The organism is Hymenobacter fastidiosus (assembly GCF_039539565.1).
GTDB lineage: Bacteria > Bacteroidota > Bacteroidia > Cytophagales > Hymenobacteraceae > Hymenobacter > Hymenobacter fastidiosus.
This window is the reverse complement of the sequence record NZ_BAABDJ010000002.1, coordinates 318,913-344,226: the sequence shown is the minus strand read 5'-3', so window position 1 is coordinate 344,226 and position 25,314 is coordinate 318,913. Positions and strand designations below refer to the sequence as shown.

Sequence of the window (25,314 nt, the reverse complement as noted above, 5' to 3'; positions counted from 1 at the left end):
CGACTAACCGGCCACTGGAAACCCGTACGGCGGCTCTGATTCCGGCAACCGCCAACCGGTAACTGGCAACTGATAACAGAATGCCTACTTTTGCGCTTTGCCAGCCGGGCGACAACGGCATTCTTCCCTCTATGGCCCTCGACCTAAATCACAAATCCATTCTGGTAACCGGTGGTACCGGCTCCTTCGGCAAACAGTTCGTTGCCACGGTATTCAGGCAATTCCCCGAGGTGAAGCGCCTGGTGGTTTTCTCCCGCGACGAGCTGAAGCAGTACGAGATGTCGCAGACGTTTTCGCACGATAAATTCCCGGCCATCCGTTACTTTATCGGGGATGTGCGCGACGGTGAGCGGCTCAAGCGCGCCTGCGAGGGTATCGACGTTATCGTGCACGCCGCGGCCCTGAAGCAGGTGCCGGCGGCCGAGTACAACCCGATGGAGTGCATCAAAACCAATATTTTCGGGGCCGAAAACGTTATCAACGCCGCCCTGGATTGTGGGGTGAAGCACGTGGTGGCGTTGAGCACCGACAAAGCGGCGGCTCCCATTAACCTGTACGGGGCCACCAAGCTGTGCTCGGACAAGCTCTTCGTGGCGGCCAACAACATGAAGGGCGGGCGCGACCTGCGCTTTTCGGTGGTCCGCTACGGCAACGTTATCGGCTCGCGGGGCTCAGTGGTGCCCTTCTTTCTGCAGCGCCGCCACACCGGAGTGCTGCCCATCACCCACCCCGACATGACCCGCTTTAATATCTCCCTGGAGGAAGGCGTGGACCTGGTGCTCTATGCGCTGGAGCATGCCTGGGGCGGCGAGATTTTCGTGCCTAAGATTCCGTCGTACAAAATCACGGAGGTAGCCAAAGCCATTGGCCCCGACTGCCGGCAGGAAATTGTCGGCATCCGGCCGGGCGAGAAGCTGCACGAGGAAATGATAACCGAAACCGACGCGTTGAGCACGGTGGAGCTGGATAAATACTACGTGGTGCTGCCCTTCACCCCGCGCTGGGACGTGGACGACTTCATCCGGCATTTCGCGGGTAAGCGCGTCGCCGCCGGCTTCCACTACAACTCGGCCAACAACGACGACTGGCTTTCCGCCGAGCAGATCCGGGAAGAAATCCGCCGGCACGTCGATGCCGGGTTTGAGGCGTAGCCGCAGACGCGCTGGCAGGCATTGAAGGCGGAGTCGAAGCGGCGGGTGGCACCGGCTTCGAAGTATACCGCCGCCGGACTGGCCCCGCCGCTGCCCTGCACTTCCGGCGTTAGCAGCGTCCGGGCTTCGGGGGCGGACCGGGCCGCCGGACTGGGGTAGGTGCTCAGGCGGGCGGCGTTGGTAAAGCGGAGGGTGGCCGTAGTTCCGGGCCGGCTGTTGCGCACGAAGAACGCCTGGCCCGGCGGAATGAGGTTTGAGCCCCCGTTTACGCTTACGCCCCGCACAAAGCTGGCGTACGGGCCCTCATAGCGCCCGGCCGACTGCAGGGTGTACAGGGCGGCATCGAGGCCCGTAATCACCGGCAGCGGCTGGTCCCAGGCCAGGGGCGCCGGATACGGATTGCCCGGCCGCCACCATCCCGAAGGCGTGGCCGCGCTGCGGGCCAGCCCCCCGGCCAGATAAGGTCCATTGCCCGGCTCGCCGGTGAAAGTCAGCGCGGAGGGTGCCCCTGCACGGCGTAGCCGACACCACTTACCAGCGGAATAGCCGGCGCAGCCGGCAGGCTCCAGCCCGCCTTGCAATCAGCGGCGTAGCGGTAAGCCGCCACGTTGATCCGGGTGGTGGCGGGGTCGGGTTCGGGGGCAGAACCCGGCGTGCCCAGGTTGCCCAGCACGGTCAGCGTCCCGTTGTCGGTTAGCGTGGCGCCGGCTTCCACGGTAAAGTTGCGGGCGGCGGCGGCCGTGAGGACGGGCATCCGGGCGGCCCCGGCCGGAATGAATACAGCATCATTGGCGGCGGGCACCGTCTTTTTGCTCCGGTTACCGGCTTCCGTATACGCGGAGCTCACGCTCCCCGTCCAGCGGTGCGCGGGAAAGGCGTTGGGGTAGTTGGGCAGGCCATTCTGCCCGATTCCTTCCCCCAGGGAAACGCCATTTTCGCAGAAACCCGCGGCCACGCCCGGCGCGTTGGGCGTATCAATTACGTTCAGGTAGTTTTTGCCGAACACCGGGGCGTAAATCCGGCCGTCGGCCCCCCCGTCGTTAAAGTGGCGGATAAGCCCGCTACGGAGCCGATTATCGTTCTGGAGCACGGGTAGCTTCGGCTGGTCCAGCCTGCAGATCATCCTGGTAAATATCACTGCCAACGCCTTTGCTTGAGTACGTAGTGGTGTACCGGCGAGAATTATCGGGGGAAAACGCTATTCCGTAGTACCGGTGGCTGAGGCCCCGCGGGCTCAGCAAGTTTGATACGGTACCGGTGGCGTTGTCGAAGTCGTAGAGCTCAACCTGGGTGCCGCGCTGGGCCAGCGCCAGCTTTGTCCCGTTGGGCGACCCGCGCAGGGAGCCAATGGCATTGGCGGCCCCGTTAAAGCTGCCTCCTCCCTCATGGCTGGGTCCGACGGTGCTAACGGCGGGCGGGGAGCTGATGCCGCCGGGGGAGAGCAGAAAGCGGTGGCAGGCATTCGATTCCCAGCCGTGCACCACCCCCAGTAGTCGCGGCCGTTGGCGTGCAGGGCCGCCGTAAGCTTCTCCGTCACCTTGCCCGTGGGCGGGGGCAGCCGCACGCCCCCGCGCCCGACCACCACGTTGGCCCGCCCATCGTGCAGGCTCACATCCAGCAGCGAATACTGCCGGCCGCCCGCCAGATTGTTGGCGATGGCATCGCCGGTGAACAGGTAGTACCGCGTGGCACTGCCCGGGGCCGGTAGAATCAACGCGGCCTGGGAGGCCGGATTATGGCCGCCCAAGCCAGCACCATCCGGCATTACTTGGTGGGCAGTATCCCAGACTTGCTCCCCATTGCTATACATTGCCAGCTGGCCGGTAGTCGTGGACACGGAGGCGCTGCCCTCGCAGGAAGTCATGGCGTTAGCCGACAGGGCAACCGGCACCGGCGCCGTAAAGCTTACCCCAGCCTGATTGCCAAAATACCAGTTACCATTTTCCGGTTGGGCCTGGGCGCTGGCGACGGGGCAGAGGGCGCCGACGGCCCAGCCCAAAAACAATAGTACTCCCTTGTAAATACTCTTCATAATAAATTGCCGGGCTAAAAGTGGCTGATATTAATAGAGTAGCTCAGACCAAAAGCGGCTCCAGGCGGTTAGCTACAGGCACCGAAGGTGGTACTTTCCCGCCGCGTCCTTGCGGGTTGTCCGCGTTTTCTGACCTTTGCCTGCCTCGCCTTCTTTCCATTCCGATGTCTCCAATTCCCTACGGCCGCCAGCACATCACCGCCGCCGACATTGCCGCCGTAACTGAAACTCTGCAATCCGATTTCCTCACCCAGGGGCCGAAGGTGGCGGAGTTCGAGCAGAAATTTGCCGCCTACATCGGCGCCCGCTACGCCGTAGCGGTGGCCAACGGTACCGCGGCCCTGCACCTGTGCGCGCTGGCGCTGGGCGTGCAGCCGGGGCAGCGCGTGATTACCTCGCCCATTACTTTCGCTGCCTCCGCCAACTGCGTACTCTACTGCGGCGGCGAAGTTCATTTCGCTGACATCGACCCCGCCACGGCCCTGATCGATTTGCAGCAGGTCCGGCAGCTGCTGGAAAGGCACCCCCGGGGCTATTTCCACGGCCTGATTCCGGTTGATTTTGCCGGCCTGCCCGTCAATCTGGAGGAAGCCCGGCAGCTGGCCGATGAGTTCGGCCTCTGGCTCATTGAGGACTCCTGCCATTCTCCCGGCGGCTCTTTCACCGACTCGCAGGGCCGGGAGCAGCGCTGCGGCAGCGGGCAGCTGGCCGAGCTGGCCATCTTCAGCTTTCACCCCGTCAAGCACATTGCCACCGGCGAAGGCGGCATGATTACCACCAACAGCGAGGCGCTGTATCAGGATCTGCTGAAGCTGCGTACCCATGGCATCACCAAGGACCCGGCCCAGATGCAGCGCCACGACGGCGGCTGGTACATGGAAATGCAGGAGCTGGGCTACAACTACCGTATGCCCGACATGCTCTGCGCCCTGGGCATCAGCCAGCTGGAGCGCGCCGAGGCGGGCCTGGCCCGGCGCCGGCAGCTGGCCGCCCGCTACGATGCCGCCTTTGCCCCGCTGCCCAGCGTGCGGCCCCTGGCGGGAGCCGCCGGCCACGCCTACCACCTGTACGTGATTCAGGTGCCGGACCGCAAAGGCCTGTACGATTTCCTGCGCGAGAAGCAGATCTTCGCCCAGGTCCACTACATCCCGGTGCCCGCCATGCCCTACTACCAGCAGCTGGGCTGGCAGCCGGGCACCTTTCCGCGGGCCGAAGCCTACTACGCGCACTGCCTGAGCATTCCGATGTTTCCCACGCTCACCGATGAGCAGCAGGACTACGTGGTGGCCTGCATTCAGGAATTCATCCGGCAGCAGTAATGGCCCGGCTTCCCTCCCACCCCCGCGTCGGCATCATCTCCCAGGCCCGCATGACCAGCACCCGCCTGCCGGGCAAGGTGCTGCTGCCCGTGGCGGGGCAGCCGCTGCTGCACTACCACGTGGCGCGGTTGCAGCAGGCGGGCTGGCCGGTCCTATTGGCCATTACCACCAACGCCACCGACGATCCGCTGGCGGATTTCGCGGCCGCGCGGCAGCTGCCGTGCTGCCGCGGCGACGAAGACGACGTGCTGAGCCGCTACTGGCTGACGGCGCGGGCCCAGGCGCTGGACGTTATCGTGCGCGTCACCTCCGACTGCCCGCTGCTGGATGGCGGCCTGATCGGGCAGGGCGTGGCCGACTACCTGCGGCAGAACGACTCGCGGCTGTATCTGTCCAACGTGCTGGAGCGCACGTTTCCGCGGGGGCTGGATTTTGAGGTCTTTTCCCGCGAGCTGCTCGACGAGGCCCAGGCGCAGGCCACGGCGGCTTCCGACCGGGAGCACGTCACCCCGTATATCCACCAGAACCGCTCCGGCCGGGTTCGTTTTCAGCACGTCACCCGCGCCGAAGACCGCAGCTCGTACCGCCTGACGGTAGATACCGCCGACGATTTTCGGCTGATCCAGCAGCTGATTGAGGCGTACGGGGCCGCTGCACTCAGTACGGATGCGCTGGTGCAGCTGCTGGATCAGCATCCGGAGCTGGTGGCTCTCAATGCCCACATTGAGCAAAAGAAAATATGAGCCCGGCGCATCCCCGCCTTGTATTCCGGGCCGACGGCAACGCTACCATCGGCCTCGGGCACGTCACCCGCTGCCTGGCGCTGGCGGCCATGCTGGCCCCGGATTTTGAGGGCATCTTCGCCATCCACGACCCCGGGCCGGCCGTGCTGCGGCAGATCCGGGCCATCTGCCCGACGGTCCTGGTGGTGCCGGCTTTCGCCACCCTGGCCCAGGAAGCCGACTGGCTGCTGTCCCAGCTGCCCCCCGGCCAGCTGGTAGTGCTGGATGGCTACCAGTTTACGGCCGACTATCAGCGGCGGCTGGGGAACCGGGGCCAGGGGCTGGTTTACCTCGATGATCTGCTCCGCCACTATCAGTGGGCCGACGTGGTTATCAACCAGGCCGGCGGCATTACGCCGGCCGAATACCGGCAGATTCCGGGCGGGGAGCTTTGTTTGGGGCCGGCCTATGCTCTGCTGCGCCCGCCATTTCAGGCGGCCGCTCAACGAGTCGAAACGGGACTGGATCTGGAGCGGATATTCCTGAACATGGGCGGGGCCGACCCCCAGAACCATACCCTACGCACGCTGCACCAGCTCCGGCAACGGTTTCCGCACAAGTCGCTGGCCGTGGTTACGGGCGCCGCCTACCCGCATCAGCCCGAGTTGGCGCGGGCCACCAGCGGGCTGCCCGGAGTCTATCTGTATCATAACCTGGGGGCTGCCGAGCTGGCGGATCTGCTGGGGCTCTGCGGCCTGCACGTCTGTCCGCCCAGCGGCATGGCTTACGAATGCTGCGCGGTGGGCGGGCTGGTGCTGCTGCATCCCATTGCCGACAACCAGCAGCGCCTGTTTACCTACCTCACCGAGGCCGGCCTGGCGCGGCCGTTGGCGGAGCTGGAAGCAATGGCCGATGACGCCCTGCCCGAACTTGCTCACCAACTGCGGCTACGGCAGCGGGCCGTGTTCGACGGCGCGGCGGCCCAGCGCTTCCGCCGCGTCTTTCAGCAGCTGCATACCGCCTACCAGCTCACCCTCCGCCGCGCCGTAGTCGCCGATGCACGGCAGTACTTCGAGTGGGCCAACGATAGTGCCGTGCGGAGCAATGCCCTCCAGGCCGAGCCTATTGCCTGGACCACGCACGAAGCCTGGTTTTCGCGCCGCCTGGCCGATGCTGACTCGTTTCTCTATATTTTTGAGCGGGCCGGCCAGCCCGTCGGGCAGGTGCGGGTCGAGTTTGCCGAAGGCGAAGGCACCATCGACTACTCGGTAGCAGCCGGTTTCCGCGGTCAGGGCCTGGGGCTGGCCGTGCTGCGGCGGGCGCTGGGGCAGCTGCGCCACGACAAAACCGGCAGCTGGGCGCTGCTAGGCCAGGTGAAGGCCGCCAACCTGCCTTCCGCCCGGGTATTTCACCGCCTGGGCTTTGCCCCGCTGACGCCCGTGCGGGTGCACGGCGAAATGTATGACGTGTTTCGGCTGGACGTAACGTCCGCCGCTGAATAAAGACTATGCAGGATATTGTTCTGGGTTCCCACCGCATCGGCGACGCCCACCCGCCTTTTATTATTGCCGAAATGTCGGGCAACCACGGCCAGTCCCTGGAAAAAGCCCTGGCAATTGTAGATGCCGCGGCCGCGGCCGGCTGCCAGGCGCTGAAAATCCAGACCAGCACGCCCGCCATGCTCACGCTCGACAGCCGGGAGCCCGACTTCATCGTGCGCGGGGCCAACGACGACTGGGAAGGCCAGTCGCTGTACGAGCTCTACACCACCAACCACACGCCTTTCGAGTGGCACGCGCCCATTTTTGCCCGGGCCGCCGAGCTGGGCATGGTCGGCTTCAGCTCCCCGTTTTCGGTGGAGGCCATCGACTTTCTGGAAACGCTCGGCTGCCCGGCCTACAAGATTGCCTCCTTCGAAAACAACTGGCCCGACCTGATCCGGCGGGCCGCGCGCACGGGCAAGCCCGTTATCATCTCCACCGGTATGGCCAGCCTGGCCGAGCTGGAGCGCATGGTGCAGATCATGCGGGAGGAAGGCAATGACCAGGTGGTATTGCTCAAATGCACCAGCACCTACCCGGCCCTGCCGCTGAATACGAACCTGCGCACGATTCCGCACCTGCGGGCCATGCTGGGCTGCCACGTAGGCCTTTCCGACCACACGATGGGCACCGGCGTGGGCGTAGCGGCCACGGTGCTGGGCGCCACCGTCCTTGAGAAGCACCTTACTATCCGCCGCGCCGACGGCGGCCCCGACTCGTCCTTCTCCATGGAGCCTGCCGAAATGAAGCGGCTGGTGGACGAGTGCCGGCAGGCGCAGCAGGCCCTGGGACAGGTGACGTACGGCCCCACCACCGCCGAGCAGAAGTCGTTGGGCTTCCGCCGCTCCATCTACGTGACGCAGGACATTGCCGCCGGCGAGCGGCTTACCGCCGAAAACATCCGGGTGATCCGGCCCGGGCACGGTCTGGCTCCCCACCACCTGGAGGAAGTGCTGGGCCGGCCGGTGCGGCAGGCCCTGCGCCGGGGCACGGCCCTCACCTGGGACGCGCTGTAGGCGCCCAGTGCATCATTCCCCTATCTTCGGGCCCATGGAAATCCGCAAATTCGATAACGGCAGCTTTATCATTGCCGAGCGTATCAGCATCGGGGCAAACTTCCGCATCGGGGCCGACACCCAGATCCGGGCCACCGACTGCGTCATTGCCGACAACGTCGTTATCGGCGCCCACAACCGGTTTCTCATCGGGCAGCACCTCACAATCGGGGCCCGCACCATTCTGGGCCACCACAACGACCTGACGGCCCGCACCGTGCGCATCGGCGAGTACGTGTATTGGGACTCGAACGTGGTGGTCGGCCACGGTGGCAAGTTCAGTCCGGATGCGCATCTGCAAGTAGGCTCCTACTCCATGATCTGCGCGCGTATCACGCTGAACGTCAACCATTCTATCACCATCGGTGAGCAGGTCGGCATCGGCGAGGATGTGGCCATCTGGACCCACGGCTCCTACCTGCCGGTGCTGGAAGGGTTTCCCGCCGATTTTGGGCCCGTCAGCATCGGCAATCAGGTGTGGCTGCCCGCCAAGTCGACGGTACTGCCCAACCGCCGTATCGGCAACCACGTGGTCATCGGCACCAACTCCCTGATCAACAAGGATCTGCCCGACGGCTGCCTGGCCGGCGGCATTCCGGTACGCGTCCTGAAGGAAAACGTGTACCCGAGCCACGACGCGGCCCGCAACGAGCAGCTCATCCGCCGCATCGTGCAGGACTACGAGGCGCTGGCCGCCTACAAAGACCTGCGCGTGCAGCTGACCTACGCGCCGGAGCGGCACGCGCTGCGCTGCAACGAGGTGGTGTTTCACCTCGACACGATGAAGACTGCGGGAGCCTTCACCGAGGTGGAGGAAGACTTCCGGGACTTCCTGCGCCGCCGCGGCATCAAGTTTTACACCGGCCAGGCCTTTTCCTCCATCCTGCCCGCCGAATACCGTCGTCTGCTAGCCGTTTCGCCCGATGCCCTTTAACTGGAAAAACAAGAAAGTGCTGGTCGTGGTGGCCCACCCTGATGATGAGCTGCTGGGCCTGGGCGCCACCATTCACCGCCTGGTGCACGAGCATGGCTGCACGGCCCGCGCCATCATCCTGGGGGAGGGCATCACGTCCCGGGCCACCGTGCGCGACCCGGAAAAGTGGGCGGCCGAGCTTCGCGTGCACCGCGCCAACATCCAGCGGGCGGCCCAGGCCATCGGCTACGCCTCCACCGGCATCCACGATTTCGCCGACAACCGCTTCGACTCCGTGGACCTGCTGGATATCGTGAAAGTGGTGGAGCAGGAAAAGGAGGATTTTCAGCCCGATGTCATTTTCACCCACCACGGCGGCGACACCAACATCGACCACCGCCGCACGTTCGAAGCCGTCATTACCGCCACCCGCCCGTTGCCCGGCGAACCGGCCCGCACTATTCTGGCCTGCGAAACGCCTTCGTCGACCGAGTGGCAGGCGGCTAATTACCCGAACCCCTTTCTGCCCAACTTCTTTCTGGCCGTGGGCGAGGCAGATGTGGCGGCTAAGATTGCGGGCATGGAGGCCTACGAGTTTGAAAAGCGGGCGTATCCGCACCCCCGCTCGCCGGAAGCGCTGCGCATCCAGGCCCAGCGCTGGGGCATCGTGATTGGGCAGCCCTTGGCCGAGGCGTTTATGCTCATCCGGCACATCGGGTAGCCGTGCTCGACCAGCTGACCCAGCGGCTCCGGGACATTCTCTACGTCCGCTTCACCGACCATTTCGCCGCGTTTCCGGCCCACGTGCTGGCCGGTATTTCGCCGCCGGACCCCCTGCGTCGGCTCGCCAAAGTTCTCGGCTACGCGGCCGTGCGCCTCGTTGGCAATGTGTTCCGGCCCGTCCGCAACCCCGAGCCGCTACAGGGAAAGGTGTGGCTGTACGTGGTGAGCCAGAACAACTACGAGGCGCTGCAGTTCATCCGCGCCGCCCGGCCCGACAGCGTGCTGGTGGCGGGGCAAAGCAAGGAAATCGGGCGCTACAACGCGGTGGTCAACCGGCTTTCGCTGCGGCGCAAGCTGCTGTACTACTGGCAGTTTCAGTTGGTGCTGATTAGCCTGATGCGGACGGAGGGCCGGCGGGCGTGGCGGTTTTTCGACCTGATTTTCAACGCCGTCGGCTACTACGAGGTGTACGGGCGGGCTTTGCGCCACTACCGGCCCCGGGCCATCATCTTCGCCAACGACCACAACGACGACTCCCGCGCCCTGCTGCTGGCGGCCCGGGCCGGCGGCGTGCCCACGGCCTACGTGCAGCACGCCAGCGTGAGCACCAACTTCCCTCCACTGGGCTTCGATCTGAGCCTGCTCGAAGGCCAGGACGCGCTGGACAAGTACCGGCAGTGCGGCCCCGTACCCGGCCGGGTGGCGCTGGTGGGTATGCCCAAGGCGGATGCTTTTCTGGCGGCAAAGAACCTGAATCCTACCGTGCAGCGCGTGGGAATAGCCTGCAATGCCCTTGACGCCACCGCCGCCATTGCCGCCGTCGTAGACCACCTGTTCCGGGATTTCCCCGGCCTCACCTTCACCTTCCGCCCCCACCCCGGCGACCGGCGCGACTTCCGCTTTTTGGGCCAACATCATCCGCAGCTACTTTTCTCCGATGCCCGGCAGCAAAACGTGTTTGAGTTTCTGCAGCAGCAGGATGCGCTTATTGCCGCCGACACCAGCACCCACCTCGAAGCCACCCTGCTGAACGTGGTCAGCCTCTACTACCGCTTCGGCACCCACGGCATTGCCGACGACTACTACGGCTACGCGGCCCACGGCCTCGTGGACCGCGTCCACTCTCTGCCCGAGCTAACGGCCCTGCTGCGCCAGTACCAGCTGCACAAGCCCACCGACCACTACCGTCGCGCCATCTACTACAATGCCACGCTCGGCACCGCCGACGAGGGCCACAGCCAGCAGCGGGCATTACGGCAGCTGGAGGAATGGCTGAACACCACTCCATAAGAACAGCTCTGCGTCCTCTGCGAAATCCTCTGCGCTCCTCTGCGGGAACCATCGCCAGAACGGAACCGGCCCCAGTACGGAACCATCGCCAGAACGGAACCAGCCCCAGAACCTTACTTTGCACCATGCTGCCTCCGCTTCCCGCCACTGCGCCCATTTCCGCCGAAACCCGGCTGACCTACGTGCTCCGGCATTTCGGCCAGGCCTACGCCGCCGTGCCGGCCGTTTCGATAGGCTACCGGGACGCGCAGATTCAGGTAACAGAAGCCGCCGGGCAGTTTTTCAGCCAGACCAATCCTTACCCGCCCGAGCCGGTCTGGCGGGAATGGCTGGGCCAGCAGATTCCCTTCTTCTTCAGCCCGGCCGCCGACCAGCCGCTGCTGGAGCTCTTGCCCGATGGCCGCGCCCACATTCACGCCGACCTGATTTCGGCCGCCTTTTACCTGCTCAGCGGCTGGCAGGAATATTTCTCCGACGAGCGGGACCATCATGGCCGCTTCCCCTTCACGGCCAGCGTGCAGCACCGCTACGGCTTCGTGGCGGTGCCCGTGGTCAACTATTACTTCGACATCCTGAAAACGGCTGTGGAACACGTCACGGGCCAGCATTGCCAGCCCCGCCAATGGGCAGCTGATGCGCCCTTTGCGGCCTTCATTACGCACGACATCGACAATCTGCACAGTGCCTGGAAAGCCCCGGCCAAAGCAGCGCTCAAAAGACGTGACGTAGTTGGGTTTGGCCGGCAACTCTGGCAGCACTTCACCCAGTCCGATGCCTGGGATAATCTGGCGCTGGTGCGGCAAACGGTGGCAGAATACGGCGCAAAAAGCACATTTTTCTTCCTACCTAACCATCTGCCCACGAATAGCACGCCCAATGCCGACTACCGCCTGACAACCGAGCTTAAGACGCAGATCCAGGCGCTGGCGGCAGCAGGAGACGAAATACAGCTCCATGGGAGTATCGGTACGTCGGGGCACGGGCTGCGCTTGAAGCGCGAGCAACACCTGCTGCCCATAACGGCTTCCGGCCTCCGGTTTCATTACCTGATTTGGGAACCACGCCTCACCCCGATACTGCTTGATTCGCTACGCTTCACCTATGACACCACCCTGGGCTTTGCCGAGCACTTCGGCTTCCGCCACTCCTATTGCCACCCGTTCCACCCGTTCGACTTCACGCAGAGCCGGGCCACTGATTTCCTCGAAATCCCGCTCAACGTGATGGACGCCACGCTCTATCACCCCAACTACCTGCAGCTGGCCCCCGATGAGATTCTGCCGGCCCTGCAGCCCATGTTCGGGGAAATCGAGCGGTTCGGGGGCGTATGCACCGTGCTCTGGCACAACGAGAACTTCGACCCGGCCAACCTCCACAACGGCCCGCAGCAGTTCCACATCATCATGGACTACCTTCGCAGCCGCAAAACAGCTTTCGTCAACGGCCGGGAAATCTGTTGCCGGTTATGAGTTGCCGGTTGCCAGTTGTGAGTTGCGTGTTGCCAGTTGCCAGTTGCCAGTTGCCAGTTCGTTTAATAAAGCCATCAGGACGAACTGACAACACGCAACTGGCAACTGGCAACTGGCAACGCGCAACTCACAACTGGCAACCGGCAACTGGCAACACGCAACACGCAACTGGCAACTCACAACCGGCAACTCATAACCGGCAACTCACAACCGGCAACTGGCAACACGCAACTGGCAACTGACAACTCATAACTGACAACTGATTTGGGTATCGTTCAGCGGCAGGGGCTGCGCAACACCATTATTTCCTACCTCGGGCTGGCACTGGGCTTCGTCAATACGGCCCTGGTGCTGCCCCACCTGCTGGCTCCCGAGAAGCTGGGGCTGACCACGCTGCTGGTGTCCAGTGCCACGGTGTACGCGCAGTTTGCCGCTTTCGGGTTTGCCAGCGTGGGCATCCGCTTCTTCCCCTACTTCCGCAACCGCGAGGCCGGCCACCACGGCTTTCTGCCCCTGCTGCTGGGACTGCCCCTGCTGGGCTTTCTGCTGGTCACGCTGTTCTACGGGCTGGCCAAACCGCTGCTGCTGGACCAGTACGCCCCCCAGGACGCGGCGCTGCTCGTGCCCTACTACTGGTGGGGCAGCGCGCTGGCGCTGTTCACGCTGCTCTACTCCCTGCAGGATGCCTACCTGAAAGGGCTGTACCACACCGCCTTTTCGGGCTTTCTGCAGGATATTGTGCTGCGCCTGCTCATCGTGGGACTGGCTCTGCTCTATGGCAAAGGCTACCTCAACTTTCACGAGTTCGTGCTCGGCTACATCGGGCTCTACGGCATCATCCTACTGCTGCTGACGGCCTACCTGGGCTATATCGGGGAGCTGCACCTGCGGCCCACCCGGGCGGCGCTGCGGGTGCGGCCGGTGAGTGAAATCGTGCGCTTCGGCGGCTTTGCCCTGCTGTCCAGCCTCTCGGGCAGCATCCTGGGCTTTATCGACTCCTGGATGGTAGGCGCCCAGCTCAGCCTGGCGGCGGCCGGCGTGTACGGCATTGCCTACAACATCAGCACGGCCCTCACCATCCCGGCCCGCTCGCTCAACAAGATTGCCTTCCCGCTGCTGGCCCAGTACTGGAAAGACCAGGACCTGGCCAAGATGGCCGACTTCTACCGCCGCACCACCCGCCTGAACACGGCCGTGGGCTGCTACCTGGCCCTGGGCATCGGCCTGAACCTGGACTTCATCTACTCCCTGATCAAAAATCCGGTGTACGCCACCGGCACTACCGCCGTGCTGCTGCTGCTGGCCGGCCGCCTGTTCGACGGCATCACCGGCGTCAACGGCCTCATCGTCGTCACCTCGCCGCGCTACCGCTTCGATTTGATTTTCAACCTGTTTCTGGCCGGTGGCACGGTGTTTATGAACTGGCTGCTGATTCCGCGCTATGGCCTCACCGGCTCGGCCCTGGCCACACTCATTGCCCTCGTGAGCATCAACACGGCCCGCACCTGGTTTGTGTGGTATTCCTACCGCCTGCAGCCCTTCGACCGGCGCATTCCGCTCATCGTGGCCGTGGCGGCCGGAGCAGGTTTCGCGGGCTGGCTGGTCCCGTTCACCCACTCATTGCTGGTTACCATGCTGGTGCGCTCCGTGGTGCTTACCGGCGTGTACACAATCCTGATTCTGGGCTCGAATGCCGTACCGGAAGCCCGGGTTTTATTGGGCAGTCTGAAAAAAAGCATATTACCTTAGGTTATCGGGTATTACGTTAAGTAATTCAGGATCAACCCCCAAGAATTTCACCCTTATTCCGTTCAACTACCTTGTTTTAAGATAGATAAAACAATAGTTAGGAAGTTCAGAAATCGGGCTGCTACCTTTGCCGCAGCAATTCTTTACCCCCCAGAGGATTGTTTTTATACAGAGGCGTGGAGAGACAGGCTCGACGAAACGCCGGCAACCACCCGCCACCGCGGGCAAGGTGCCAACCGAAGGTCAACGAAGCTAAGTCCTGACCATATAAAAACAAGTCACCGTGAAAGCCTTTTCCAACCTCCGCCCCGTCACCGCCACCCTCTCTGCTCTACCGCATGGATGTTGTGGCAGGCTGATGAGCCGGCGTTGTTGGTAGTGCGGCCCACTCCTGCCCTTTTCCTGTCCGGGCCCTGACTTCAGCCGGCTGAGGTTTTGTTCCGCCCATTTTCTTTCGGCTGCCGCAGGATAGCCCGCCCGGATTCGCGCCGGCTTTCTGGGCCCGTTGCTCCGGAAAAAAGACCCATTATCCTCTCATTATGCAAGTAGCCTCTGAGGCGCTGGTTTCCGACCTGCGCCAGCAGCTCGCCGGGCTTTCCGCCGTATCCGTGCTGACGGCCGTAGCCGCGCAGTTTCCCGGCCAAGCCACGTTCTCGACGTCTTTCGGCCTCGAGGACCAGATCATCACCCACCTGATTTTCGAGCACAATCTGCCGATAACCGTCTTCACCCTCGATACGGCCCGCAATTTTCAGGACACTTATTCCACCTGGCACAAAACCCTGCGCCGCTACGGCCGGACCATTACGCCCTACTTCCCGCAGCAGGCCAGGGTTGAAGACCTGCTGCGCGAAAAGGGCCCGAACAGCTTCTACGATAGCGTCGAAAACCGCAAAGAGTGCTGCGGCATCCGCAAAGTGGAGCCGCTGAATCGGGCCCTGGCCGGGCAGCAGGCCTGGATTACCGGCATCCGCGCCGAGCAGTCGGTCAACCGGCACGATATGCACGCAGTGGAGTGGGACGGCGGCCACCGGCTCATCAAAGTTCATCCGCTGTTCGACTGGACCTGGGAGCAGTGTTGGGAATTTGTGCATGCCCATGGCATTCCGTTCAACCCGCTGCACCAGCAGGGCTTCGTGAGCATCGGCTGCGCCCCCTGCACCCGGGCCATCAAAGCCGGCGAGGATTTCCGGGCCGGACGCTGGTGGTGGGAAGATCAGTCGGCCAAAGAGTGCGGCCTGCACGGTACCCACAACGGCCCCGACCCGGAGGTGGTAGTGAGTAGTGAGTAGTGAAGCTCCCCCCCAAGAATTTAACGGAAACCAACATTTCACCTCTCCCCGGCCAGCAGGCCCCAAGGTCTGCGCTGACAATCGTCAGGCTCCCCCTCTCTTTCGGAGAGGGGGCCGGGGGGTGAGGCCCCGCCAGAACAGATCCTATGAGTACCCTCCATTTCGATTACCTCGACCGGCTGGAAGCCGAAGCCATTCACATCCTGCGGGAAGTGGCGGGCCAGTTTGAGCGGCCGGCCCTGCTGTTTTCGGGCGGTAAAGACTCCATCGTGCTGACGCGGCTGGCTGAAAAAGCCTTCCGCCCCGGCCGCTTCCCCTTTCCGCTGGTCCACGTCGATACCGGCCACAACTTCCCCGAGGTGCTGGCCTTCCGCGACCAGCTGGCCGCCGAGCTGGGCGAAAAGCTGATCGTGCGCAGCGTGGAAGACACCATCCGGCGGCAGCGCCTGCGCGAGCCGGGCGGCAAATTCCCCAGCCGCAACCCGCTGCAAACCTATACGCTGCTCGAAACCATCGAGGAGTTCGGGTTCGACGCCTGCATTGGCGGGGCCCGCCGCGACGAGGAAAAGGCCCGGGCCAAGGAGCGCATCTTCTCGGTGCGCGACGAGTTTGGGCAGTGGGACCCCAAACGTCAGCGGCCCGAGCTCTGGAACATCTATAACGGCCGCATCCAGCGGGGCGAGAACGTGCGCGTGTTCCCGATTTCGAACTGGACCGAGCTCGACGTGTGGCACTACATTCAGCGCGAAAACATTGCCCTGCCCAGCATCTACTTCGGCCACCCGCGCACCTGCGTGGTGCTGCCCAGCGGCCAGCTGCTGGGCCTCAATGAGCACCTGCACCTCGACGAAACCGACGAAATCGTGGAGCGCCAGGTGCGCTTCCGCACCGTGGGCGACTCGACCTGCACCGCCGCCGTGGAAAGCGACGCGGCCACCATCGACGACATCATTGAGGATTTGCTCCAGGCCAAAGTCAGTGAGCGGGGCGCCACCCGCCTCGACGACAACATCTCCGAAGCCGGCATGGAAGACCGGAAAAGGAACGGTTATTTTTAATAATGTGGGCAATGCGGTGAATGTGAAAATGGGAGGAATGAAACGGTCGTAGCACCTAGCGCCGACCGAAAATTCATTAATCACATTTCACCCATTCCCACATCCAGCCCATTCTCCCTATTCTCCACATTCATCACATTCATCACAGTAACCAGTGGACCTTCTCCGATTTATCACCTGCGGCAGCGTCGACGACGGCAAGAGTACGCTGATTGGCCGTTTGCTCTACGACTCCGACTCCGTGTCGCTGGACGTGCTGGCGGCGCTGGAAAACCGGCCTACCGTGCACGGCACCGTGGACCTGGCGTTGCTCACCGACGGCCTGCGCGCCGAGCGGGAACAGGGCATCACCATCGACGTGGCCTACAAGTACTTCACCACGCCCCGCCGCAAGTTCATCATCACCGACGCGCCCGGCCACGTGCAGTACACCCGCAACATGGTCACGGGCGCCTCCACCGCCGATCTGGCCATCGTGCTGGTCGATGCCCGTCAGGGCGTGGTGGAGCAGACCCGCCGCCACGCCCTCATTGCCTCGCTCGTGGGCATCCGCCACTTCGTGCTGGCCGTGAACAAGATGGACCTGGTGGGCAACGACGAAACGGTGTTCGACCAGATCGTAGCCGACTACGCCGCCGTGGCCGACCAGCTCCAACTGCCCCAGGTGACGGCCATTCCGCTCAGCGCCCTGCTCGGCGACAACATCGTGACGCGCTCCAAAAACCTGCCCTGGTACGCCGGCCCCAGCTTGCTCGAACACCTGGAAAGCGTGCCGGCCTTTGAGGAAGCAGCTATTGGCGAGCCCCGCTTTCAGGTGCAGTTCGTTATTCGCCCCCAGACCGCCGACTACCCCGACTACCGCGGCTACGCCGGCCGCATCCACAGCGGCGAATACCGCCGCGGCGACCGGGTTCAGATCCTGCCCGGGGGCCGGGAGTCGGTGATTGAGGCCATTGAGGTGGACCAGCGGGAAGTGGAAACCGCCGCCGCGCCCCAGGCCGTAATCCTGCGCCTGCGCGACGACATCGACATCAGCCGCGGCGACTCCATCGTGCCAGTGGGCAGCTCGGTGCGCGTAACCAGGGAGCTGGAAGCCACCGTATGCTGGATGAGTGAGCAGCCGCTGTGGCCCGGTCGTAAGCTGCTGGTGCAGCACCACTCGGCGGTAGTTAAGGCGGTGGTCACGGCCATTGACTACCAGGTGAACGTGCGTACCTACGACCGCGCCGCCACCGAATCGGCCCAGCTCAACGACATCGTGGGCATCCGCCTCAAAACGGCCGCCCCCCTGGTGGTTGATGCCTACCAGCACAACCGCGCGACGGGGGCCTTTATCCTGGTAGATGAGCTGAGCGGGGATACGCTGGCTGCCGGCATGGTGGAAACCGTACCGAACAGCTTCGTGCCCGGGCCCCTGGGTGTCACGATTTAGCCGGCTCCTGGTTGCCTCCGGAGTCGCGGATTGACGTATAAAACTGACCCTTAGTTGGTTCTGGCTGCGTACCCCCATCCCCATAGCCCTGACTACGTCGGCCGGGGGACGACGCGCCCCGGCGGGTTCCCCCCCGGCCGGCCGCGGCCGCTAACCTTAAATCTATCAATGGGTTAATCCGATTCTGACTATCTTTTCCCCCCGGCTTCGGCCGCTCCGCCCTTCTACTACCTCAACCATGACCCCGTCCACTCCTTTACCTGCCGGCCTGCCGCCGCCAGGGTCGGTGCTGGCAGCCCTGCCCGCCACCAACGCGTTGTTTCCCATCTTTCTGAAGCTGGAAAACCTGCGGGTGCTGCTCGTGGGCGGCGGCGCGGCAGGGCTGGAAAAGCTCACGGCTATTCTTGGCAACAGCCCCGCCACGGCCGTGACGGTAGTCAGCGAAACCTTCCGGCCCGAAATTCTGGCTTTCACGGCGAAGTACCCGCACGTGCAGCTGCGCGAGAAACCCTACGACCCGCAGGACCTGCTGGGGCACGATATCGTGTTTGCGGCCACCAACGATGCCGCCGTCAACCGCCTCGTCAAGGCCCACGCCACGGCCCAGCGCCTGCTCTGCAACGTGGCCGACACCCCCGCCGAGTCCGACTTTGACCTGGGCTCCATCGTGCAGAAAGGCGACCTGAAAATTGCCATTTCCACCAACGGTAAGCTGCCCGCCGTGGCCAGGCGGCTGCGCTTGGTACTCGACGAGACGCTACCCGACGAGCTGCACCGGGTGCTCCGGCACCTGACCGCCGTTCGCAGCAAGCTGGGGGGCAACTTTGCGCAGCGGGTGAAGCCGCTCAACGCCGTGCCGACGGAGCGGCTGGATGGCCTGGCCGACGAGTCGCCGGCGGCGGCCCAGTGGCGGCGGCTGGCCACGCTGTCGCTGCTGGCGTTTGCGGCCATGCTGTGCTTCAACATCCTCTCCTACTACGTTACCTGGCAGCAGGCCTGGGACGTGGCCACCACCGCGAAGATGTTCTACGTATTCGTGGCCATCGGCTTCGGCGCTCAGCTGATCGACGGGCTGCTGGGCATGGGCTACGGCGTCGTCACGGCCATCAGCCTGATGAGCATGAACATTGCGCCGGCAGCCGTGAGTGCCAGCATTCACACCGCCGAAATGTTTGCCAGCGGCGCGTCGGGCTACCACCACTACCGGTTTGGCAACGTGAACAAGCGCCTGTTCAAGGTGCTGCTGATTCCGGGGGTGCTGGGCGCCGTGACGGGCGCGTATCTGCTGTCGCGCTTCGGCGAGCAGTACGCCGGCTACGTCAAGCCCCTGCTGGCCGTGTACCTGCTGCTGCTCGGGCTGCGCATTCTGTTCAAGGCCTTCAGCAAGCCCGGCAAGCGCACCAAGCATAAGAAGCTGGGTTTGCTGGCCGCGGCCGGCGGCTTCCTCGACTCGTTTGGCGGCGGCGGCTGGGGCCCGCTGGTGACCAGCACCCTCATTGCCGGCGGCCGTACGCCGCAGTACGTTATCGGCTCGGTGAGCGTAGCCGAGTTCTTCGTGACTTTCGCCAGCGCCCTCACCTTCTTCGCCACCATCGGCATCACCCACTGGCAGATTGTGCTGGGCCTGATCGTGGGTGGCGTGGCCGCCGCGCCCCTGGCCGCCCGGATGGCCGGCCGCATCCCCACCCGCTGGATGCTCGTGGGCGTGGGGCTGATGGTAATCGTGTGGAGCCTGTGGGCGTTGCGGAAGCTGTTTATGTAGTTTCCTGTTCAGCAGCACCAAAAAATCGTCTGTCATCCTGAATGCAGCGGAGCGGAATGAAGGACCTTCCTCCTTTCGCTAACCAGCTTGCTTCAACATAAAAAGCCCTTCCCTGTAGCGCAGGACTTGTCCTTACCCAAATCTTTTTCTGGCTGTTCAGCAGTAGCAAAAATGTACTTTTTTGACAGCTAACGCCATTTGAAAAGCTGCGAATCGGGGACTCAACCAAAACTCAAAAGCCCTTCCAGCCACATGGCTGGAAGGGCTTTTGAGTTTTGGGTAAGGACAAGCCCTGTAGCGCAGGAAAGGGCTTTTTATATGGCATGACGTTTCGCGGGGCCGAAGAGGAAGGTCCTTCGCGCTGCTCAGGATGACAGCCGATTACTTGTTAGCTGTTACCAACTTAGCTTCCGCTGCCTGGCGCAGCTTGCTGTGCTTTTTGCCGTAGCCGTAGTAGATAGCCAGCCCGATAGCCAGCCACCCGAACAGCCGCAGCCAGGTATCGAGCGGCAACGACACCATCATCAGCAGGCAGGTCAGGATGCCGAGGATGGGCACCACGGGTACCCAGGGCGTGCGGAAGCCGCGCGGGGCGTCGGGCTCCTTTTTGCGCATGATCAGTACGCCCAGGCACACCATCACGAAAGCCAGCAGCGTGCCGATGCTGGTCATCTCGCCCACCACCGAAATCGGCACGAAGCCCGCGAACAGGCTGATGAACAAACCCAGCAGCAGATTCGACTTGTGGGGCGTGCGGAAAATAGGGTGGACTTCGGAGAATACCTTCGGCAGCAGCCCGTCTTTCGACATGGAGAAGAACACCCGGCTCTGCCCCATCAGATCGACCAGAATAACCGAGGTATAGCCGATAAGAATGGCCACGATGATGGCCGAGCTCAGCCAGGCGTAGGGCGTTTTTTCGATGGCAATGGCCACCGGCGCGGCGCTGTTCTTGAACTCGGTGTAGTTGGCGACGCCCGTCAGCACGTGGCCGAAGAGCACGAACAGCACGGTGCAGACCAGCAGGGAGCCGATGATGCCGATGGGCATATTCTTCTGCGGGTTCTTGGTTTCCTGGGCCATGGTGGCCACGATGTCGAAGCCGATGAACACAAAGAACACCACGCCCGCCCCGCGCAGAATCCCGCTCAGCCCGAACTCGCCGAACGTGCCCGTATTCTGCGGAATGTAAGGCTGGTAGTTGGCCGGATCGATGTACTGCCAACCCAGGGCAATGAACACCAGCACCACGGCTACTTTCAGCGTGACCACCAGCGCGTTAAACCACGCCGAGCCCGACGTGCCGCGGATGATGATAGCCGTGATGGCCAGCACAATCAGCATGGCCGGCACGTTCACCACCCCGGATATCACGGAGCCGTCGGCCAGCGTGGCCTTTTCAAACGGCGACATCACCAGCTGGGCCGGAATGTGCAGGTCAAACTTGGCCAGCACCCGCACCAGGTACTGCGACCAGCTGATGGCCACCGTGGCCGCGCCCACGGAATATTCCAGGATCAGGTCCCAGCCGATAATCCAGGCGAACAGCTCGCCCATGGTGGCGTAGGAATAGGTGTAGGCCGAGCCCGCCACCGGCACCATGGAGGCAAATTCGGCGTAGCACAGGGCCGAAAACGCGCAGCCCAGGGCCGCTACCAGAAACGACAGCGTGACGGCCGGGCCGGCATTGTTGGCCGCCGCAATGCCGGTGAGCGAAAACAAGCCCGCCCCGATGATAACGCCGATACCAATGGTAATCAGGCTGAAGCCGCCCAGACTTCTTTTGAGGGTATGGGCTCCCGTTTCGGCCGCTTCCAGACGAAGCATGGCCAGTGATTTTTTAAGCATAAGGCAAAATAAACAGGCGTCGGGCGGGGCCGCAGGCGCCTGCCTGCATGAATGAAAAGGAGCCGATTCCGGCCCCCTGAATTACGCCGGGCCTGCCCCTGCCGGGCAAGCCCGGCGCGCGGGTATGCGCAGTTAGGCCAGCACCCGAATAACCGATTCCGAGAACCGCTCCATTTCCTCCAGCTGCGGGCTGGCTTGCAGCAGAAAGAAGTCGACGCCGACGGCCTCAAAGGCCCCAATCCGGTCCTGGAGCTGCGCCGACGTGCCCGTGAGGCCGGTGCGCAGGCCCCGGTTGGATACGGAATAGTCGTGCAATGACACCTGCTGCTCGAGCTGGGTGCCGGCCAGCCACTGCTGGTAGTTACCGAAGCCGGCGGCGGAAGCCTTCACGTTGGTGATGCGGTCCAGCTCCTTTTTTACGTCCTGCTCGTTGTCGCGCACGATGGTGTAGCCGGCCACGCCGAACTTCATCGGCGGCAGGCTTTTCTGCTCGCGGCGGCGGCGCATGTCGGCAATGCGGGCCCCGATTTGCTCCGGCGAGTCGCCGTGCATCACATAGCCGTCGCACTGGCTGGAAATCAGGTCCTTGGCCGCTTCCGATTCGCCCCCGGCATACAGGAACGGGGCCTTGGCGGGCTTGGGTTGCAGCACGTTGTCGGTCACCTGATAATACTTGCCCTCGTAGCTGAAATGATCCTGCTTCCACACGTTGGTCACCACGTCGAGCCACTCCCGGGTGCGGGCGTACCGGTCGTCGTGCTGCTCAAAGTGCAGGCCGTACTTGGTGGCCTCATCCCGCCACCAGCTCGACACCACGTTCAGCGACAACCGGCCGGGGGCAATCAAATCGATGTTGGCGGCCTGCTTGGCCAGCAGCGCCGGCTGGTGAAACGTGGGGCGCACGGCCACCATTATTTCCAGCTCCTTAGTCACGGCGGCCAGCGCGGCGGCCGTGCTCCAGGCCTCCAGGGCCGGCGCTTCGGGGCCTTTGATATCGTTCAGGTACAGCTCGGCAATCAGCGTCAGATCGTAGCCGAGCGACTCGCTGCGCTGGGCCAGCTGCTTCACGTAGCTCCAGTCGGTGGGCATCTGCTCGTCTTCGACGTTGCGCAGCCAGCCCCCAAAAACGGGCATCCAATATCCAAATTTCATGGCGGGGTGGTTTAAACGGTAGCGAATTCAGCTTGCGCCGCAGCCGGCGTGGCCGCCCCCGGCAGCTGGGTTTCCAGGTAGTCCACGAAGCGGGCGTAAGGGTCGAAGCCGACCACGTTCACGGCGTCGGCCACGAAGTTGGACAGGGCGTTGATGTCGTAAAACAGCACGTCGCCGGTGCGGTCATCAATCAGGTATTCGATGCCGCCCACGTCGATTCCGGCGGCGGCCACGATGAGCTCCACGGCGGCAATCACCTCGGCCGGCGGCGTGAAGGCTTCCACCTGAATGCCCTTTTTGGGCGCTTCCGTCAGGCAGAACTCCGCCGACTGCTCCTCCGGAATCCGGCAGATTTCGGCCGGGCAGAGGTTGAAGCTTTCGCCGGTGGTAAACACTTTCATGGCGTAGAGAAACTTGCCGTCCAGCATTTCCACGCGGTGGATGTTGCCGCCGCGGGGCGTCACGTACTCCTGCACCAGGGCGGTCTGGTCGATGCCCAGGTCAATCTGGTCGGCGTCTACGGCGGCCTGCAGGCCCTCGGGCGTGTCGAAGCGGATGATGCCCGCGCCGCTGCCCCCGATGTTCACCTTCACCACGATGGGAAAGCGCAGCTCCTTAGCCGCGTCCACGGCCCGCGAAGCGTGGTTTATCACCAGGGACTTGGGATATTTCAGCCCCAGGGACTCAAACAGCGAGAGTTGCCGGGCCTTGTTGGTTTCGATGGCCGTGGCGGCCGAGCCGTTGATGATGCGCGTACCAATCCGCTCGAGGTGGGTGGCAAACCCGGCCGTGTGAAAAATGCCCTGGCCGTGCCCGCGCAGGTAGGCCGAAGAGCTCATGCGGTTCACTACCAAGCTGTAGCGGCTCTCCTTTTCGGCCGGGTTAAAGAGGTGATGGGCGGCGTCTATTTTCTCGTAGGGCAGCCCGCGGCGGTCCAGCTCGGCGAAGAGCGGCTTAAACCATTCGGGGTGCTCGAAATAGATGCCAATGGGCTTGGGGGAAGATGACATACGCAGCAGAAGTTGAAGTAAAAGAGGAGATAAACGGCCCGTCAGTCGGGTAAATGGCCGGACCAGGAATGAAAGGGGAGTTTGGCAGCAGGGCCCCTGCTTCGGGGCGGTCAACCGGCGGGTCCGGGCGTTTCTGGCGGCGGCACTTCGGCACCTGCGTGGTCGCGGAAAACCCCGGCGGACTCCCGGACTGAGGAGCGACCTTAACGGCTCAGGGCAACAAGCCCCACGACGAGCGGGGGCCCGGTAGCCGGGCAAAAACCACGAAAGGAAAGGAGGCCGCTAAAGCAGCCGGAAAAGCGGGAGCCGGCAGCGGATCAACCGCCCTTCCGCCCGCTTAGTCCCGCCCGAGGAGGGTACCGGAAACGTTACGCCCGACAACAACAACAGCCCATATCCGCCGGGCGCGTACACATCAGTCGGGTACCACAGGTACCACACGACCGATGCCGGGCATCGAAAGCAGCAGAGAAAACGGGGGAAGTGTTGGCAGCGTCCACGGCAACTTGTTTTTATATGGTCAGGAATTGGCACCTTGCCCGCAGTTGCGGATGGTTGCCGGCGCGTCACAGAGCCTGTCTCTCAGCGCCTCTCTATAAAAACAATCCTTTGGGATAAAGAATTGATGCGGCAAAGGTAAGTCCGTATACCTGGGATTTGCAAGCCAATTTCCAGTACGCGTTTGGTAGTGACCTAAAAACTGCTGGTGCTCACTGGGGTCTGCCGGTCGTTGCCTCGCTGTCGCTGCTGTTTGGTCACCACGCAATCATCAACGCGGGCGGCTTTATATAGAAGCTGTTCAGGAAGTCGTTCGAAACACTCCAGACGGTCATGCTGAGCGCAGCCGAAGCATCTCGCTCGCGTCATCGGAGCCGTTCAACGACGCGAGCAAGATGCTTCGACTGCGCTCAGCATGACCCGAAACCGACTTCTTAAACAGCTTCATAAGCTCACCGTGTCGTTCTGAAGGGTGTAAAGCCGCGGTGCTGCTACGTGAGCAGTGTCGGCGGCTGCGCCGCGAAGTAGCGCATCCGGTAGCAGTTCATGGCCGTGATGCCGAGCTGCCCGATGAGGCGGTAGTTGGCCACGGCGCCCACGGCCGCCCCGATTACGGGCACAAGCTGGGCCATCTTGGCCAGGTCGATGTAGTCGCGGTACTCCTGCTGGAAGGTGCGCCAGTCGAACTCGTGGACGTCGGTGGGCAGGGTGTGGCGGTAGGTTTCCCAGTCGGCGAGGCGGCGGTAGGTTTCGTTGCGGCTGTGCTGGCTGCTGAAGGCCAGCTGGAAAATGTGCAACAGGTAGAGCCGCTCGGAGTAGTCCGTCACATCGTAGCCGTACTGCGCCGCAATGTCGAAGAGCAGCTTGAGCTTAAGGCTGAGCAGGAGGGGAAAATCGACCAGGCCGAGCAGGAAGCCGCCCGCGCCGGTCAGAGCTCCTTCGGCCGCGGCCGTGGTGCGGTAGTAGCGGATATGGTCGCGCACGGCTATTTCGCGGGCCGCCAGCGAAGCTTCCAGAATGGGCTTGCGGGTGGTGTGGGTGGAGCCGAACAGCACGCCGCGCACCATCTGCTTAATAGCCGAAGTAAGGGCCTGGTGCACTTTCTCCGGCAGCAGGGCATTGAGCCGCGTCTGCACCCGCCGGGCCACGCGGTTCAGCAGCGACGGGGGCCGCTGCATCTGCTGCTGCCAGGCGTGCAGCTCGTCGTAGGCCTGCTGGTCGGGGAAGGACATGTAGCGGTTTCACGAACGGTCTAGCGACGCGACCCTTCGCGTCTTCTCGGTGAACGATTTCATTTG

At 63.3% G+C, this 25,314-nt stretch carries 21 protein-coding genes and 2 riboswitches; of the genes, 14 read left to right on the top strand and 7 right to left on the bottom strand.

Annotated elements, in window-relative coordinates; genetic code table 11:
• The first annotated feature begins 131 nt into the window (after window positions 1-131).
• A complete protein-coding gene (gene pseB / locus ABD833_RS02255) occupies window positions 132-1,151 on the top strand; it encodes a UDP-N-acetylglucosamine 4,6-dehydratase (inverting) (RefSeq protein ID WP_345070864.1) in 1,020 nt (339 codons plus the stop codon).
• Here the strand turns inward: pseB and ABD833_RS02250 are convergent.
• The 3 genes from ABD833_RS02250 to ABD833_RS02240 form a co-directional block, all read right to left on the bottom strand.
• Window positions 1,061-1,732: a hypothetical protein gene (locus ABD833_RS02250; protein ID WP_345070689.1), complete on the bottom strand. Its 672-nt coding sequence runs from the start codon at window positions 1,730-1,732 to the stop codon at window positions 1,061-1,063. The genes pseB and ABD833_RS02250 overlap by 91 nt on opposite strands.
• Window positions 1,642-2,241, bottom strand: coding sequence for a hypothetical protein (locus tag ABD833_RS02245; RefSeq protein ID WP_345070688.1), 600 nt, complete (start codon window positions 2,239-2,241; stop codon window positions 1,642-1,644). The genes ABD833_RS02250 and ABD833_RS02245 overlap by 91 nt, the downstream gene beginning before the upstream one ends.
• A 144-nt stretch (window positions 2,242-2,385) precedes the next feature.
• A complete protein-coding gene (locus ABD833_RS02240) occupies window positions 2,386-3,183 on the bottom strand; it encodes a hypothetical protein (protein ID WP_345070686.1) in 798 nt (265 codons plus the stop codon).
• 164 nt (window positions 3,184-3,347) lie between these two features.
• On the opposite strand from ABD833_RS02240, the gene pseC reads away from it, so the two are divergent.
• The 13 genes from pseC (at window position 3,348) to ABD833_RS02175 (ending at window position 19,508) form a co-directional block, all read left to right on the top strand.
• Window positions 3,348-4,502 (top strand): UDP-4-amino-4,6-dideoxy-N-acetyl-beta-L-altrosamine transaminase, encoded by a 1,155-nt coding sequence (pseC, locus tag ABD833_RS02235; protein ID WP_345070685.1) that lies wholly within the window; start codon window positions 3,348-3,350, stop codon window positions 4,500-4,502.
• Window positions 4,502-5,245, top strand: coding sequence for a cytidylyltransferase domain-containing protein (locus ABD833_RS02230; protein WP_345070683.1), 744 nt, complete (start codon window positions 4,502-4,504; stop codon window positions 5,243-5,245). The genes pseC and ABD833_RS02230 overlap by 1 nt, the downstream gene beginning before the upstream one ends.
• Window positions 5,242-6,726: a UDP-2,4-diacetamido-2,4,6-trideoxy-beta-L-altropyranose hydrolase gene (gene pseG / locus ABD833_RS02225; RefSeq protein WP_345070681.1), complete on the top strand. Its 1,485-nt coding sequence runs from the start codon at window positions 5,242-5,244 to the stop codon at window positions 6,724-6,726. The genes ABD833_RS02230 and pseG overlap by 4 nt, the downstream gene beginning before the upstream one ends.
• 5 nt (window positions 6,727-6,731) lie before the next feature.
• The gene (gene pseI, locus ABD833_RS02220; RefSeq protein WP_345070680.1) at window positions 6,732-7,781 is read left to right on the top strand and encodes a pseudaminic acid synthase; all 1,050 of its coding nucleotides are present in this window, start codon (window positions 6,732-6,734) and stop codon (window positions 7,779-7,781) included.
• Window positions 7,782-7,815: 34 nt separating this feature from the next.
• The gene (locus ABD833_RS02215; RefSeq protein ID WP_345070679.1) at window positions 7,816-8,754 is read left to right on the top strand and encodes an acyltransferase; all 939 of its coding nucleotides are present in this window, start codon (window positions 7,816-7,818) and stop codon (window positions 8,752-8,754) included.
• On the top strand, window positions 8,744-9,454 hold the full coding sequence (locus tag ABD833_RS02210) for a PIG-L deacetylase family protein (RefSeq protein ID WP_345070677.1): 711 nt from the start codon (window positions 8,744-8,746) through the stop codon (window positions 9,452-9,454). The genes ABD833_RS02215 and ABD833_RS02210 overlap by 11 nt, the downstream gene beginning before the upstream one ends.
• A gap of 2 nt (window positions 9,455-9,456) precedes the next feature.
• Window positions 9,457-10,746 (top strand): hypothetical protein, encoded by a 1,290-nt coding sequence (locus tag ABD833_RS02205; protein ID WP_345070676.1) that lies wholly within the window; start codon window positions 9,457-9,459, stop codon window positions 10,744-10,746.
• 125 nt (window positions 10,747-10,871) lie between these two features.
• Window positions 10,872-12,215 carry a DUF7033 domain-containing protein gene (locus ABD833_RS02200; protein WP_345070674.1) on the top strand — a complete coding sequence of 448 codons (1,344 nt, stop codon included), beginning with the start codon at window positions 10,872-10,874 and terminating at the stop codon, window positions 12,213-12,215.
• Window positions 12,216-12,479: 264 nt separating this feature from the next.
• On the top strand, window positions 12,480-13,964 hold the full coding sequence (locus ABD833_RS02195) for a lipopolysaccharide biosynthesis protein (protein ID WP_345070672.1): 1,485 nt from the start codon (window positions 12,480-12,482) through the stop codon (window positions 13,962-13,964).
• Window positions 13,965-14,125: 161 nt separating this feature from the next.
• Window positions 14,126-14,238, top strand: a riboswitch (SAM riboswitch).
• Between the two features lie 265 nt (window positions 14,239-14,503).
• Window positions 14,504-15,256, top strand: a complete 753-nt coding sequence (locus ABD833_RS02190; RefSeq protein WP_345070671.1) for a phosphoadenylyl-sulfate reductase — start codon at window positions 14,504-14,506, stop codon at window positions 15,254-15,256.
• Between the two features lie 146 nt (window positions 15,257-15,402).
• Entirely contained in the window at window positions 15,403-16,314 is a 912-nt protein-coding gene (cysD, locus tag ABD833_RS02185) for a sulfate adenylyltransferase subunit CysD (RefSeq protein ID WP_345070669.1), read from the top strand.
• Between the two features lie 154 nt (window positions 16,315-16,468).
• Window positions 16,469-17,746: a sulfate adenylyltransferase subunit 1 gene (locus ABD833_RS02180; RefSeq protein WP_345070668.1), complete on the top strand. Its 1,278-nt coding sequence runs from the start codon at window positions 16,469-16,471 to the stop codon at window positions 17,744-17,746.
• 238 nt (window positions 17,747-17,984) lie between these two features.
• Window positions 17,985-19,508, top strand: a complete 1,524-nt coding sequence (locus ABD833_RS02175; protein WP_345070666.1) for a TSUP family transporter — start codon at window positions 17,985-17,987, stop codon at window positions 19,506-19,508.
• 381 nt (window positions 19,509-19,889) lie between these two features.
• On the opposite strand, the gene ABD833_RS02170 is transcribed toward ABD833_RS02175, so the two are convergent.
• From ABD833_RS02170 to ABD833_RS02155, 4 genes are all read right to left on the bottom strand, one after another.
• Entirely contained in the window at window positions 19,890-21,356 is a 1,467-nt protein-coding gene (locus ABD833_RS02170; RefSeq protein WP_345070665.1) for an amino acid permease, read from the bottom strand.
• A gap of 132 nt (window positions 21,357-21,488) precedes the next feature.
• Complete coding sequence (locus ABD833_RS02165; protein WP_345070664.1) at window positions 21,489-22,508, bottom strand: LLM class flavin-dependent oxidoreductase; 1,020 nt, start codon at window positions 22,506-22,508, stop codon at window positions 21,489-21,491.
• Between the two features lie 11 nt (window positions 22,509-22,519).
• Complete coding sequence (locus tag ABD833_RS02160) at window positions 22,520-23,518, bottom strand: ATP-grasp domain-containing protein (RefSeq protein ID WP_345070663.1); 999 nt, start codon at window positions 23,516-23,518, stop codon at window positions 22,520-22,522.
• Between the two features lie 509 nt (window positions 23,519-24,027).
• Window positions 24,028-24,120: riboswitch (SAM riboswitch) on the bottom strand.
• A 387-nt stretch (window positions 24,121-24,507) separates the two neighbouring features.
• Window positions 24,508-25,248, bottom strand: coding sequence for an EcsC family protein (locus ABD833_RS02155; RefSeq protein WP_345070661.1), 741 nt, complete (start codon window positions 25,246-25,248; stop codon window positions 24,508-24,510).
• Between the last annotated feature and the right edge of the window lie 66 nt (window positions 25,249-25,314).